This window comes from Rhizobium alarense (assembly GCF_021555155.1).
GTDB classification, from domain to species: domain Bacteria; phylum Pseudomonadota; class Alphaproteobacteria; order Rhizobiales; family Rhizobiaceae; genus Rhizobium_D; species Rhizobium_D alarense.
The window spans coordinates 1-13,904 of sequence record NZ_JAKGBU010000112.1 but is presented as its reverse complement, the minus strand read 5'-3'; the positions used below and the strand labels follow the sequence as shown (position 1 = coordinate 13,904).

Below are 13,904 nucleotides of genomic sequence, written 5' to 3'. Positions count from 1 at the left end.
GTTTTACCCCCTGCATCCCTGCCACCCGGCGAGGGGCGGAGAGTCCAGAGGGGCAGCGCCCCTTTGGGCAAGCCCATAGGGCGCGCAGTTCGACCGATGGTGACACCTGGTCGTTCTGCAGGAAGACCCTCTGTCGCCATCGCTACGCGTCCGCGGCGGGCGCTCGCTTCGTGCGAGGGTCATACCAAAGTTCGGTGATATGGCGACCGTTGCCGCCATGCACGTCGTTGTGGACGTGAACCACGACATCCACAACGAGATAGAGCAGGCGGCGAATGACGGCGTAGGGCAACTGCCGTCCCTGCCTGTTTTGCAGAACCATGAGCGCCAAGCGTTCGAAGGTCAGATCGCATGATCCGGCATGGCAGCTTGTGATGCTGCCGCCATGCCCGGATGCGGCCACGTTGATGAAATCATAGGTTTCGCCGCCGCGAAGCTCAGCGAGCAGGATGCGTGTCGGCTTCATGCGCAGACAGCTTTTCAGCAGTGAAGCGGCCGTGACGACCGCGTTTTCCTCTTCCTTCGCCTCGCTCGGATAGAACAGGTGGACGTGGTTCGGATGGTCCGGCAGGAATAGCTCGGGCACGTCCTCGATGGTGATAAGACGCTGGTCGCGGGCAATCTCCTGCATGAGTGCCTTCATGAGCGTGGTCTTGCCCGAGCCGGTTTCACCGGCCACCACGATGACCTTTTCGAGCTGCACCGCCCGTCGCAGGAAGCCCATGTAATCCTGAGCGTCCTTCAGACGCAGCAATTCCTCTTCGTCCGGCGTCAGGTCGCTTGTGAGCGGCCGAATATGGCCGAAGAACCCTTGCCGGTTGTAGTCCTCCAGGCTGCGACGGCTGAAGGATGGCTTGCGGATCGTGACCGATACCGTTCCATGCTCGCAGGCCGGAGGAATGACGATTTGGATGCGCTCGCCAAGCGGCAAAATGGCCGAGAGAATCGGCCGCGTGTCGGATATGTCCTGATTTGAAAACTTTGCGGTCGCTGTTGCCAGCGACCGCAAGTGTTCGTAGTCAAGCCGGGGCGCATCGTGCCGCTCCCATACACTGTTCCGCTCCACGAACACCTCACCGGGGCGATTCACGCAGACTTCGGTTATCTCCGCATCATCCATCCACTCCTTGAGCGGTTGCAGATGGAAGTCGACCGATGCGGCGCGTTGAACTTGCGCCGATATGTACTCATTTGGGCTGGACATCGTAGACGCTCGAAAAGTCAAGATCGCGGGAAACGTAGATGCCGACTTGCTCGCCCTGGTTCTTGTAGAGCGTCGGCGGAATGTTAATCGTGTTGCGCAGGGCTTCAGCGGCCATGTCGCTTGTCGCGTCGCCGGTCGAATTGAAATTGATTTGGCTATCGCTGCTGCTGTTCTGCGTCGCGTACCGCGCCACGTCATCGACAAGGCTAAGCATCAATGCCCCGCCGAACCGCTTCCAGAAATGATTATTGACATGCCCCGGCAGACCCGCGCCGCCGAGTGGGTCTGCGCCCGGTGAATCGAGGTTCACAACCACGCCGTTCGGCGTCTTAACCCGTGTCCACAGGACGAAGATGCGCGCCATGCCTTGCCGCAGGTTCGACTGGTATTCGCCGGTCACTTCCGACCCGCGTTCAATCAGCAGGACCTTGCCGTTGTCGCTGTAGATATTGCGGGTGACAACGCATGAGGTCATGCCGGGCACCGTCGAATCCAACCGCGTGCGCAGGGCGCAATCGATGAAACTGCCCTTCGCCAGAAGGAAGTTCCGATTACCCAGCATTCCGGCCTTGCGAGGGTCCGTCTGCGTGCCCGTCAGCATGCCCGACAGCGCCCCGCCCGAGCCCGCCGATTGGTTGCCAGACGCCGGCAGCCCGCCGGCCCCGCTGCTGCCCGCATTCTGCGGTTGCGCGCTGCCCGTGCCGGAACCCAGCTCGCCAGAACCGGACGCCATGAGCGGCGCGGCCGATTTGTCCAGGGTTGCCGTGGCCTGCCCGGCTTCGGCTCCGGCTTCGCCGGGTAAGCTCGGCTTGGCATCGGATTGAACGACCGGAACCACTTGTTGCGGCAATTCGGGCCGAACTTCTTCATCGGCCCGTGGGTTGGCTGGCAGCGTGAACGTGCGTGTCGGAACAGTGCTTGTCTGCTCGACATTGCGCTGCTGTTCTTCTTCCGATGCGGACCCACGGGATTTCAGGAACACCAGAATCCCGATGATGATGACGAACAACACGATTGCCAGGAACATGAAGATGCGCTTGACGCTCGACGGCTTGCTGTTGTTCACGCTTGGAACGCCGCGCTCACCATCGAAGGCGTTCAATTCAGGTTGTGCATTAGGTTGGTTCATCACTCGACGCCCTCAGAAGGTTTGACGACGCGCATCACGCCTGGAACCGTGGTTCCATCCGTTGCCGGAATGCCGTCCGCGTTGAAGCTTTCGTTATAGATGCCCACCACCGCGTCCCCGAGGCGCAGGACCAATTCGCGCGACACCCGATGCAATACGAGGATGTCCGCAGCGCTGGGGTCAACATGGCTGTTGACGATGCTTTCGGACTTGTCGCCTGCGACTATGAAAGCTGTCGGGAAGTCGCGATTGTTCGGGAACCGGAGGTAGGTAAACCGGCCATCGTCATAAGCCAACGTCGGCGCGATGCCTTCGGACTTCGAACCGACTTGCATCGTGTAATTCCAATTGACCGGCGAGGGCTTGTTTGCAAGGCGCGTCTCGGCCACGCGCTGCCGCGCTTCGGCTTCCGCCTTGGCCCGTGCCTCGCCCGGATACCGGAATTCGACACGGTAGGCGACCTGCTGATTGCGCGCCGGAGCGCCGTCATTGCTACCGGGCATCAATTGCAGGTCGAAGTCGTAAAGCCGCTGGCTAGTGGTCACCATCAAATTGGTATCCCACTTGCCCGCTTCAGGCGGCATTACCGTCGCGCTGTCCACCTTCACCGACTTCGGTTTCAGGTACAGGATGTTCCGTGCCGCCTTGAACTCCCAACCTTGCGTGAAGCCGCTGGCAACATCAAGGATTTGCTCGCCTTCAGCGAAGACGACACGCGCGCCCAGGCCAGGCAACGCACGCACCAGAACGACATCACCAACGTTGTAATTCACGTATTGGATGCGATTGTCGTACCGGGAGCCGGAGGGCACATCGACGGCCAGCGCGGCCGAGCTGATGGCCGACAAGAGCATGGCGAGTGCGAAACGTTTCATTTCGTACCCCCGAGCATTTCCGAATCAGTACGGTAGCTGGTCACCTGAAACCCGAGCGGGTTGATCAGGCGAGCGGACTCGCGGAAGACGGACGGATTTCGGTACTCGTAGCCGATGGTCGCAACGAATTGCTCGACGCGGCCAGGACCGTTATCTGCAACTCGCTTCGTTCTCTTGACGAAACGAACGGTTGCGATGCCCTTGCCGGACTGCGAAGGCGTGACAGACACGACTTCCACAGTCGCACGAGATTGCGAGCCGAACGTCTTATCGAGCGCATTGTCGCCTTCAAACAGGGCCGCGTACTCCTTGCCCACGTTCACCGACGACAGCAGACCTACGGTGTCATAGTCCTTCTGCAGGGTATGCCAGTCGTAGGTTTCACGGGCGCGGATATACTGGGCCAGCCAGTATTTATCCATCACCTCGTCATAGCCCACGCCCTTGGAATCGAGCGCCGTCACGATGTCCGGCACACCGGTAGCGCTATCGACGCGGATCACGTATGGCGTGTTTTCCTTCAGCGGCAGCATCAAAAAGATGCCCAGTGCAGACAGGATGAAGCCGACGCCAAAGGCCCCGGCCACCTTCCAGGCCCGACGTTCTGAAACCTCGATTTGATGGATGCGCGAGGCCTCCCAATCCATCGCCTGCGCGAACTCTGCATGCGTGGAGGGATTCTCAGTCGAATTGGTATCGGCCGCACGCTGACCCTCCCTCCTGTCTTCCGTGCGGTGTTTCGAGCGTCCGAACATAGTTATTCCCCTTGAGTGTCAAAAATTTCAGGCTGGGAAAGCGGGGCCGTTGCAGGGATTTCCTTGTTCACGGGAACCCGTGGCTTTCCATTGAGCGCCGGTACGACCGGCGCTTGAGTTGTCGCGCAGCCCGCGAGGCTGATCGCGACCGCGAGAGCGATCATTGCTTTGTGCATCTTGGTTTCCTATGGAGCGGCAGGGACACGCCAGATTATAGCAGTGTGGATGCCAATATGGCCCATATTGGCTAACTGCGGAGACAAAGATACCGCCCGAAGCCGTTCCGGCCTGGGGCGGTTTGATTACTGGCCTTCGACCCCGCCGCCGCGTGCCCGGCCCCAGTTCTTACCGAATTGACCCGCCACATGCTGGCGGTATTTCGGGTTCCACATCGTGTTGCCTGCGGACAAGTGATTGAGCCTGCCCGCCGTGACCATCATGCCCGACTCTAGGTCGCGCCTCGTTGAAGCGGGGTTGACCATCTGGCCGACCGCTCGGCCGAGGTTGCCCGGTGCCCGCGCGAGGCCAGAGGCTTGCGCAGCCATTCCGCCGAACGTAATGGCTGCGGCCGAAATGCCGCCGCCGAGCTGCGCGCCAAGGTCATAGACGCGATAGAGCAGGTACAGCATGACGACGGTCATGCCGACAATCGTCAGCGCTGCAAACAACGTGCTGCCAGTTGGCGAGTCCACGTCGATCTGCGATACCACATACTGAAACATCTTGATCGCCAGCGCGAGAACCGCAGACAAAAGCGAAAGCTGGAGCACGGTGGTTATGATGGCGCCAAACCACCTGTCGAAGAACCCTTTCGTGACGGACCAACCCAGCGCCAGCACAAACAGCGGCCCGATGGCCAACAGCAGCGTAATGACCGCCTTAGACGCAATTACCATTGCGCCGGCAGGCAAGGCGATGACCATCGTCGCAATAGAAATCCCAATCGAAAGTACGATTTCAGATAGACCAAGGCTGATCTCAGTTATGCCGCGTCCGGCCCCGCGTTCCCACAGCACGGCCCCCAAATCCCAGCCGTCCTGTAGTGCCTTGTCGATAGTTTCGTAGATCGAACCCGGGTCAGCCCCATTATTCCCGGCAAACGCGGTCGCGAAGGCAGTTTCCATTCCCCGAATCGACGTGACGACCCAGCCGTTGTAGTTGCTCACATTGAGCGCAATGGCCGCAATGATTAGGTACTTGAAGACAGACAACATCAGGTGCGAGAACGGGCCGTCGAGCCGGCCCAGCGCCATCAACGTTCCGATGAACGCGTAGTAGATACCGCCCGCAATAACTGCTGTCGCCGCAATCATGCTGATGACATCGGAGGTGACGGCAGTCACGTAGGATTCAAGGGCGCTATTTATCGTTTCACCGATGAAGGTGAATAGCATTACGTCGGTGGCCATTATTCTTCCCTCAGCTGCTTGCTGAAGTCCTTCGCATCCAGCTGCAAGTGGCCACGCCGGGCGAGATCCTTCTCGCCCTGCGCCTTCTCGGCATTGATGCAGTTTGCCGATGCCGCCAGTTTGCCGGGGTTTTCACGGCACTTCTTGACCATGGCCGCACGCTCCGGGTCATGCTCCTTGTACCACTCGACTGTTTGGACTGGCGTTTTCTCGCCACAGCCGGCAACCCCGGCAAGAATGAAGATTACGAGAGCAATGCGTTTCATGGTCGGCGCGCCTTGTTGTCAGTCGAAGGTGAGAGGTGTCAGGTCCACATGCCCGCGACGGGCCAGCTCTTTCGCTGCCAGCTCACGTTGGCGCTGTTCCTGCACCCGCTGTTCGGCATCTGCGACCATCGAATAAAGCTGAAGCTTCGTCTGTTCATTCGCGATCATCGCCTGTTCCGAAGCGATGCGGCTTTGTAGCTCCGCAATCGCCTTCGGATCATCGGTCTTGCTGATCTGCTGCATGAGCCGGTCGATCTGGTTCAGGCGGTCTTTTGCCTGATCGTAGGCGTCCAATGCGAACGCTTTATCTTGGAACGGCTTGACCGCACCGGCTTCGCATGCGGTACGCTGGGCACCGGCTGCGTACGTTGCGCAGGCGTCATACTGCTTGTTGGCGTTGTACAGCTCAGAAGCCCGCCCGCTCAGGCTCGCATAGCCGCCCTCACGGACGGAATCGTAGACATCCTGCCAATCGGTCGGCAGGTAGTCGCGCAATGCCGGGTCATTGAAAATTTCCCCAAGATTGCGCGAGCCTGTCAGCGATTCATACTGTGACTTCATCTGGTCAATCTGCGATTGCATCTGCTTCGCTTGCTCGGACCACTGCTTGATGGTTTCGACGTGCTTGATGGCACGGTCCATGATGCTCGCTCCGTCCGTGACAGGAATCTGCGCGTGCGCAGCTCCCGTCAGTAGAAGGCCGAGCGCGAACATGATTGCTACCTTCTTCATTGCCGCATCTCCGTTTATTGTTTGGACGACGCCACGCGAGCCTTACGGCGTGCGTGGAACACAGGAAGCCATTGCGAAGGGTCGTCCCCAACCTCCGCAATAACCAGGTCCAGCAGTTCGTTGTTGTCCGTGCTGCCAGACAAGATTGCCAGTTCGTCATCGAAATTCTGTCGATTCTCCTTCGGCCCAAACGGGCCGAGGTCGAGCCGGCAGAGCATCGATTGCCGCCCTTGTTTCACGAGGAACAAACGACTTTCCTCATCCATGTTGCGGATGATGTCGAATTCTTCGACCGTGACCTTGAAGCCCTTCGTGTACTCGTCGAAGTCGGCCTTCGGGTTCGGAAGGTAGATCTCCGTCGCCACTTGCTGCACAAGCTGCGAGGCGATTTTCGAATTCAGAAGGCTACTCGGCATCTGCGTTGCGAACACGCCGAGGCCATTCTGTTTACGGATGGTGAGCTGCTTGTTGCCGGCGAAGTCCGAGAACGCTTCGTCATCGACCCACTTCCAAGCCTCATCCATCCAGTAGATGAAGCGGCGGCCGTCGATGACGGTTTCCATTCGATGCAGCAGGTACATCGAAATAGGCGTGCGAACGTCCGAGTTATCAAGGAAGTCGGTTCCGTCGAACCCATAATTGGCATGCGTGGTGAAATCGATCTGGTCAATCGGGCAATCCAATGCCCACCAGAACGCACCCCGCTTGCCATTGCCGTCATCGAAGCACCACTTAGCCAGGCGCTTCGCAACGCTGTTTTCACGGTCGGCCCGGTCGCTGCCTTCTGTGATGTTCTGAAGAACCGTCGAAAGGCGGCGCAGCGACCGATCCATTCGCATCACCGTGCGAACGGCATGGTTGATACGCATTTCGTCCGTCGTGGTGACTTGCTGGCCGTCGCGAGACACCAGCACGCGAACGAGCCGTTCGAGGAACAGAATGTTGTCGTCGGTTGCGTCCATTTGGAACGGGTTGAAGCCCGTAGGCTGGCCGTTCTTCACCGACAGATACTTGCCGCCGATAGCGAGGATTGTCGCCTTTGCGCCTTCGTCCTTGTCGAAGAAGACATTGCACATGCCCTGCGGTGCGTTGTGCATGTACTTCTGCGCCTGGGTCAGGCAGAAGTTCATCAAGACGGTCTTACCCGAACCTGACTGGCCGATGATGCGCGTATTGCCCAGCAGCTTCTTATCGTAATTGTCTTCGTCGCCCTTGGCGTAATGGAAGTTCAGATAGGCCGGCTGCCCGGAGGGCGTCTTCAGCAGGGTAATCGCCTGCCCCCAGGAGTTGCCGTCTCGCTTCCCGGACCTGAAGTTGTGGAAACACGACAGGCCGGCGAAGTTCAGCGACGTAAGACCCGCCACACGAGGCCTGTAACGCCAATTGCAGGGCAACTGAGCATAGAAGGCCGCATCGGTGGCGGTGACCACCAGGGCGGCAAGGAAACCTTCGTCCTGAAGCAAGGACATGGCCGTTGTGGTGTTCCGCTTCACCCCGTCCATGTCGTCGCCGAAGACCATAAGCGAATAGTGATACTCGCCCATCGTGAATTTGCCCTGTTCGAGCTGGTCGATTGCGAAAACCATTTCCTCGATCTGCGTCTGGCTGCCGTCTTCAGTGTTCTGAAGCTGCCGCATCTGTCGGTCGAGGAAGTCCCTGCCCTGTCGCTTCGGCATGAAGCTGTAGGACTGCGTGATGACAAATTCGAAGTCGCTGTACATCAAGCCGTTCAAAATGCCCGGCTCGGTGTGTGAGGCGTAGTCCTTGAAGTCGATGCAGCGGGCAAAACGCGTCGAGTTCGGCGAGCGGATCTCGATAGTTTCCGTGCCAACGAACACCCATGCCGTGCCCAGGTATTCGTTAAGCGGGCACTTCGGCACCCGCACTTTTTGCCACTCTCCCGTGACTAAAAAGTTCAGAAATTCGAGCTGCCGCGAGCAGAGAACATCCTTGTCATCCCGATAGGTTGACAGGACTTCCAGCCCGCGACCGTCGTCACCGCCATAACGGCGCATGCTGGATTCAATCTGAAAGGCAATCTCATCCAGCTTGCTCAAGGCCTCGCGCTGTTCGGCAAGGATTTCCTCCTTGGACCGGCGCGCAGCCTTCATCAAGCTACGGCTGAAGCCGGACGGATTCGGGCGATAGACCACCGTCAGATAGAGTTCGTTCGCCATCATCCGATAACCGGCAAAGGAGCCGTAGTATTTGTTATCGAGGTCGGTGCTGAACTGATTCTTGAAGTAGGACTTCAGGCGGTCGGATGTCTTGCGGCGCACGTTGTGCGACCACAGAGCGACATGATCCGACGATATCGACCGGAACAACGTGTTGAGCTGGTCTTTTCGCAGGAGCAGTTCTTCCGGGTCCTGGGTCTCAAAGGCGAGACCGGCGACCTTCCAAGTGCGGATATAGTCACCCTGCAGGGTGACTATCGTCGTCGGGTTGACGTGGCTGCTATAGGGAACGAACGACGACAGAGGCCGTTCACCGTTGAGCTGTTCGAAATATTTCGGCTGCGCGTTCATGAAGGCCTCACTTCCGTTTCTTGAACGCGATCGGGCTATAAGCCGACGCTTTCCAGAACCGGCCGTTGCGATTGTAATTGACGAGCCGGAACATCATTTTCAGTCCCAGCAACCTGAATTGCTGATCGTCGGACTTGGTGACCGCCCGCATCATCATGACCACCAAAGGGAGGACGACGATCATCAAGATCGTCGTCCAGACCACTATCAGAACCACGGTTCCGCCCACGACCACGAACGGCACCACGGGAACGCCGAAAATCATCGCCGGCCGCGTGCAACCTTTGAACAGTGGGTCACCCTGATAGCCGACGCTACGGCTACTGCTTTCCAGTGATACCGCCATGTTGGATATCCCCTATGGTCAGCCGAGCAGGTAACGCGCGACTTCAGCGGCTACGCCGACCATGAGGCCACCGCCCAACACGGGAACCACATCTGCGAAGCGGGCGTGCTGGAAGGCCATCTTGTAGCCCGACCAGATGATCGCGATGGTAACCACCGTGATCGACACGCCGCGCAGCAGCGCGAGGATGTTTTCCATAGCTTCGTTGACTTTATCGAGGCCCTGCGCCATCGCGGGAGTGGCAACGACAAAGCCGGCCAGCAGTAGAATCGCCAGAGCGGCCAAAGCGCGGGACGGCTTGCGGGTGTTGATGTTTGCAAATTTCATAGTGAGTTCGTCCTTAATTAAGGTAGTTGACGGTAAACGACTTCGAAACCTCTCGGTGGATGGCAATTCATTTCATTCGATACTTCCCCCTGTCTCAACGGATGCCACGACCGCATTGTACCCGAACGGACGCCAAAACGTACTATCTTGGCAACCGCTGATTGTGAAGCTTGTAGAGCTATGATTTCCGGCTTGGCCGCTTCCCGGTCCCCGGTTTCTTCATCGCTTTTGGGACCGGCTTCCCATTTTGGTCATCCATCATGACCTTGCAGCCGTCCTTGTAGCCGCTGCATCCCCAAAACCAGCCGTATTGCCCGTTCCGGCGAAACATCGGCTTGCCGCAGCTCGGGCACGGGGCCGTTTTAATGGCGACTGGCTTGCCCTTGTCATCGTCCATGAAGGTCTTGCACTCCTCATTTGTGCAAAACCATGCATGCCGGCCCGTCCCCTTCCCGGTCTCCTTGTCCTTCTTCTGATACCGGCGCAGGGCCGCACTGCACTTCGGGCAGGCATGCCCAGCAAGCGGCTTGCCGCCCAGGTCATCGAGGAAGGTTTCACACCCTTCCCCAGGGCAGGCCCACACAAAGCCTGACCCGCTCTTGCGCTTGTAGCGGCGCAGCGCCGTCCCACACGTCGGGCATGGATGCGAGGCCCGTTCGATAGGCTTGCCCTTGTCATCGTCCATGAAGTGCCCGCATGCCTCGTTCGTACAACGCCAGAACGGGCCGCGTGCCGACTTCGTATAGAGTCTCAGGCCCTGGCTGCACTTCGGGCACTTGAAGCGCGGCGTGAATTCGCCACTGGTCGCGACCCGCGCCAGTTCTTCGTTGAGCTGCCGGTACGCAGGCGCAACGACATTGACGTAAGAGGTGCGGCCTTCGGCGATGGCGTCAAGGTCCACTTCCAAACGGCGCGTGAAGTCCAGCTCCATGAACGCGAAATTCCCGCGCACCAGGTTGTCAACGATCAATTCGCCGATTTCGGTCGGGACTAGCAGGCGCTTTTCCTCGACCACGTAGCGGCGCGACATGATGTTTTTCATGATCGCGGCATAGGTGGCCGGACGGCCGATGCCTTCGGCTTCCAGTTTCGCGATCAAGCCCGCTTCCGTGTAACGGCGTGGCGGCTGCGTCTTCTTGCGCAGCAGCTTGCCGTCGTCGGCTTGTTTCGCGCCGCCAACTTCAAGCATCGGCACCTTGCCGCCGTCAGCTTCGGCCGCGTCATCGCCGGCAGCATCCGCTTCCTCGACCGCATCCTGCTTGGTCAGGCCGCGCCAGCCCGGCACCGTCAGCACACGGCCCTTGGCCGTGTACTCGAAACCCTCGTTGCTATCGGTTGCAACCAGGCGAACTGTGTTGACGCGGTAACGTGCATCGGCCAACTGCGAAGCAATTGCCCGCTGCCGAATGAGACGATAAAGCGCCCGCTGCGCTTCATCGTCGCCCGCTTCCTCGACCTCGATATGCGTTGGCCGGATGGCTTCATGCCCCTGCTGCGCGCCCGCCTTTTCTTTCCAGCGGCGCGGCTGGTCGGGCAACGCGAATCCCTTGCCTGCGGCAAAGTCGCGGATCTCCGCTATCGCGTCATCGCCCAGGTTCACGCTATCGGTTCGAATGTAGTTGATGACCCCTTGTTCAAACAGCTTCTGCGACGCCTTTGTCGTCGCGTCCGCACTCATCTTCAGCGACGCGCTCGCCGCTCGCAGCATGAGCGAAGTCGAAAACGGCGACGGTGGCCGTTCTGACGCGTCTTCGCCGGTCGATTCCAGCACACGGAATTGACGGCAGGCCGAAGCCCGCCCCGCAATGCCTTCATCGAGCAGATACGGCGCATCGTCAGTGACGTACGGCTTCGTATCCCATTGCGCGCTCCACGCGCCGCCGTCGAATATGACCGTCGCGCCGAAATGGTTTGTGGACTTGAACGCCTTGATGCGACGTTCAAGGTCCACCACCAGCCGAACCGCGATGCTTTGCACCCGTCCGGCCGATAGCGACATGCCGAGCATGTCCGACAGCAGCGGCGACACCATGTAGCCGACGATGCGGTCAAGGGCCCGCCGGCCTTCCTGCGCATGCACAAGCGCCATGTCGATGTCGCGCGGCGCTGACAGCGCCGCATGAATCGCCTTGTCCGTAATCTCCGTGAACGTCACACGTCGATAGTCCGAATCGCCGAGGCTCAGAGCATCCTTCAGATGCCATGCTATCGCCTCCCCTTCCCTGTCCGGGTCGGTCGCCAGATAGACCATTTCCGCCGACGCAGTATCGCGCCGGATGCGCGAAACCCGTTGCTCGGCACCCGGAAAGGTTCGGTCCCCGACCTTCACAGGCGGAATGAATTCATACTCAAGGTCGAAGTTGGGCTTCGAAATGCCGAACGACTTTTGCGGAAGGTCGCGGATGTGGCCCGCGCTCGCGACTACCTTCCAACCGTCCCCCAGGTAGCCCGCGATCTTTTCGACCTTGTTCGGGCTTTCCACCACCATGATTTTCATAAATTGTCCCGGTCGTCCAATGAGTCAGAAGATCGTCACGTCTTCCGTCGTGGTTTTGCCTGAAATGGAGCTGTCGCCCGCTTGCACCGGCTTCAGCGGCACAGGGCCATCTTCGGTCGCCGCGTCCGCCTGCGGCGGTTCAGGAGCGTCCTCGACCTTGCGGGGCGCAAGGTCAACTAGCACAGATGAGTGGTCGGCAGGCTCGACCACGCTAGGCGGCGTCTGCACCGCCTCAACCGTGAGCGGAACCGCCGCTTGCGCGTCGGCCGGCTGCTTGGCCGCAGCCCTTTGCCCGTTGCCAATCGCCGGCACGACCGGAATCGCCTTCGTCTGATCGGCCGCGCTCGCAAGTACCTTTTGCACGTAGCTCGGATCTCCGGCCTTGTCAGGCCGGAATCCACGCGTGAAGTTGCCTGAGTAGTAGCAGGAAAAAGCCGCCTGAAGCGCTTCCTGCTCCTTCCCAGGCATGCGCGCATGCGCGCGGCCATAGCATTCTTCGAGGATTTTCGAACCTGCCCGCAGGTTTTCGCACGGGTCGAACGCCCGTGCGTAGCTCAGACTGTATTTCGGCAGGTTGTAGCGATTGACCTGCGCTATTCCGACAGAGAAGTTGAAGCCCTGGGCTTCAAGCGATTGTGCGGTCGCCACCGCCTCATCAAGCGATTTAGGTTGGCGGGCTAAACGCCCGCCAACCACGCCTATCGCGTAAGGATTGAAACTTGATTCGACCTGTACGACCGCCGCCATCGTCTGCGGTGCGACGGTCGGCGCGCACTGTTCGACCAGCGCCATAAGCTCCAGCATGGATTCGTCTCCGGTTCAGGAATTGACGAGATCCATAATACCATATCTTGGTAATTACAAATGAGCTGAACTGGTCTTCCCGGTTTTCGTTTTCGAAGGCATCTTGATTGGCTTCTGGACCTTCGTTTTAGGCGTTCCCGGCATCGCCTGATTCCGCATCAAGGTAAAGCTTTCTGTCGGATACATTTCCTTCAGATGGTCGTTGAGCCTCATCAAGTCCTTGAACAGGCGTGGACTGCTTCGGTCGCGTCTTGTGGTCAGATACCACTCCTTCCCCGGTTCCGCGAGCAGTTGAGCCAGCACGTAAAACCATTCGGGAAGTCCTTTCCCCTTGTGCTGCTTCAGAATGTGCGTGTGATCGGAAAAGGTCGCAACCACGTAGAAACCCATCTCGGTCTCCAAGACCAGTAGACGGTCGATGATCTTATGCTTCGCTGCCAGCTCCAAGTCTCCTTCCAGGATGGAGTTGGTCAGACTGCATGGCTCTCGTTTCATAGTGGGTTTGTCGTCTCGATGATTCATTTCGGTAACATCCCATTGTACTACCAAAACACTATATTTTGGTAGGCGCTACGTTCCTCCCGGACGTGAACGAATGGTCACACCGAGCAGAGGTTTGCTCACCCCAGCTAAAGCCGGGGCCGGGCTTTCGTGAACCGAACCCGCAAGCGGTTTCGGCCCTTCGGGCGTCAATCCCTTTCGTTGGCCCGCGACGACCTCCTGCCGAACGCGGATGGAACTGACGTTCCGAATCCCTTCCTTCACTTCGTCAGCCAATGCTGACAACGAGCGTTGCCGTTGAGGCGCTAGAAGCATTCCATTGTATACCACTTTGGTGACCAGCTTTAGGGGTCATCCGCATATCTGTCACCATGGCCGCGATGGTGACGGAAGTGCCGCCGGCGCCGGCGAGTTCCGTCACCAATCATCGCGCCGCGTGCGCTGATTCTGTCTTGGTGACACCGCGGCCCGATCGCTGGCCAAGGTTCGTCACCATCACCAGCGCCGGCCCTTTTGGTGACAAACGCGAGC

14 protein-coding genes are annotated in these 13,904 nt (G+C 59.0%); all 14 read right to left on the bottom strand.

Annotated features, from left to right (window positions below; all coding sequences use genetic code 11):
- Window positions 1-142: 142 nt before the first annotated feature.
- On the bottom strand, window positions 143-1,204 hold the full coding sequence (gene virB11, locus LXM94_RS23590) for a P-type DNA transfer ATPase VirB11 (protein WP_235773984.1): 1,062 nt from the start codon (window positions 1,202-1,204) through the stop codon (window positions 143-145).
- Window positions 1,188-2,333: a type IV secretion system protein VirB10 gene (gene virB10, locus LXM94_RS23585; RefSeq protein ID WP_235773982.1), complete on the bottom strand. Its 1,146-nt coding sequence runs from the start codon at window positions 2,331-2,333 to the stop codon at window positions 1,188-1,190. Before virB10 ends, virB11 begins: the two co-directional genes overlap by 17 nt.
- Window positions 2,333-3,208, bottom strand: a complete 876-nt coding sequence (virB9, locus tag LXM94_RS23580) for a P-type conjugative transfer protein VirB9 (protein ID WP_235773980.1) — start codon at window positions 3,206-3,208, stop codon at window positions 2,333-2,335. The genes virB10 and virB9 overlap by 1 nt, the downstream gene beginning before the upstream one ends.
- Window positions 3,205-3,963 (bottom strand): virB8 family protein, encoded by a 759-nt coding sequence (locus LXM94_RS23575; RefSeq protein ID WP_329605642.1) that lies wholly within the window; start codon window positions 3,961-3,963, stop codon window positions 3,205-3,207. The genes virB9 and LXM94_RS23575 overlap by 4 nt, the downstream gene beginning before the upstream one ends.
- Before the next feature lie 2 nt (window positions 3,964-3,965).
- Window positions 3,966-4,139, bottom strand: coding sequence for a putative periplasmic lipoprotein (locus tag LXM94_RS23570; protein WP_235773978.1), 174 nt, complete (start codon window positions 4,137-4,139; stop codon window positions 3,966-3,968).
- A gap of 126 nt (window positions 4,140-4,265) precedes the next feature.
- Entirely contained in the window at window positions 4,266-5,372 is a 1,107-nt protein-coding gene (locus LXM94_RS23565; protein WP_235773976.1) for a type IV secretion system protein, read from the bottom strand.
- Window positions 5,372-5,638 (bottom strand): EexN family lipoprotein, encoded by a 267-nt coding sequence (locus tag LXM94_RS23560; protein ID WP_235773974.1) that lies wholly within the window; start codon window positions 5,636-5,638, stop codon window positions 5,372-5,374. The genes LXM94_RS23565 and LXM94_RS23560 overlap by 1 nt, the downstream gene beginning before the upstream one ends.
- Window positions 5,639-5,656: 18 nt before the next feature.
- Complete coding sequence (gene virB5, locus LXM94_RS23555; protein WP_235773973.1) at window positions 5,657-6,370, bottom strand: P-type DNA transfer protein VirB5; 714 nt, start codon at window positions 6,368-6,370, stop codon at window positions 5,657-5,659.
- Window positions 6,371-6,384: 14 nt separating this feature from the next.
- The gene (locus tag LXM94_RS23550; protein WP_235773971.1) at window positions 6,385-8,898 is read right to left on the bottom strand and encodes a VirB4 family type IV secretion/conjugal transfer ATPase; all 2,514 of its coding nucleotides are present in this window, start codon (window positions 8,896-8,898) and stop codon (window positions 6,385-6,387) included.
- Window positions 8,899-8,905: 7 nt separating this feature from the next.
- On the bottom strand, window positions 8,906-9,244 hold the full coding sequence (locus LXM94_RS23545) for a VirB3 family type IV secretion system protein (protein WP_235773969.1): 339 nt from the start codon (window positions 9,242-9,244) through the stop codon (window positions 8,906-8,908).
- Window positions 9,245-9,262: 18 nt separating this feature from the next.
- Window positions 9,263-9,571 (bottom strand): TrbC/VirB2 family protein, encoded by a 309-nt coding sequence (locus LXM94_RS23540; protein ID WP_235773966.1) that lies wholly within the window; start codon window positions 9,569-9,571, stop codon window positions 9,263-9,265.
- Window positions 9,572-9,749: 178 nt separating this feature from the next.
- On the bottom strand, window positions 9,750-12,068 hold the full coding sequence (gene topA / locus LXM94_RS23535) for a type I DNA topoisomerase (RefSeq protein WP_235773964.1): 2,319 nt from the start codon (window positions 12,066-12,068) through the stop codon (window positions 9,750-9,752).
- 24 nt (window positions 12,069-12,092) lie between these two features.
- Window positions 12,093-12,872 (bottom strand): transglycosylase SLT domain-containing protein, encoded by a 780-nt coding sequence (locus tag LXM94_RS23530; protein ID WP_235773962.1) that lies wholly within the window; start codon window positions 12,870-12,872, stop codon window positions 12,093-12,095.
- A gap of 54 nt (window positions 12,873-12,926) precedes the next feature.
- The gene (locus tag LXM94_RS23525; RefSeq protein ID WP_235773960.1) at window positions 12,927-13,262 is read right to left on the bottom strand and encodes a hypothetical protein; all 336 of its coding nucleotides are present in this window, start codon (window positions 13,260-13,262) and stop codon (window positions 12,927-12,929) included.
- Window positions 13,263-13,904 lie beyond the last annotated feature (642 nt).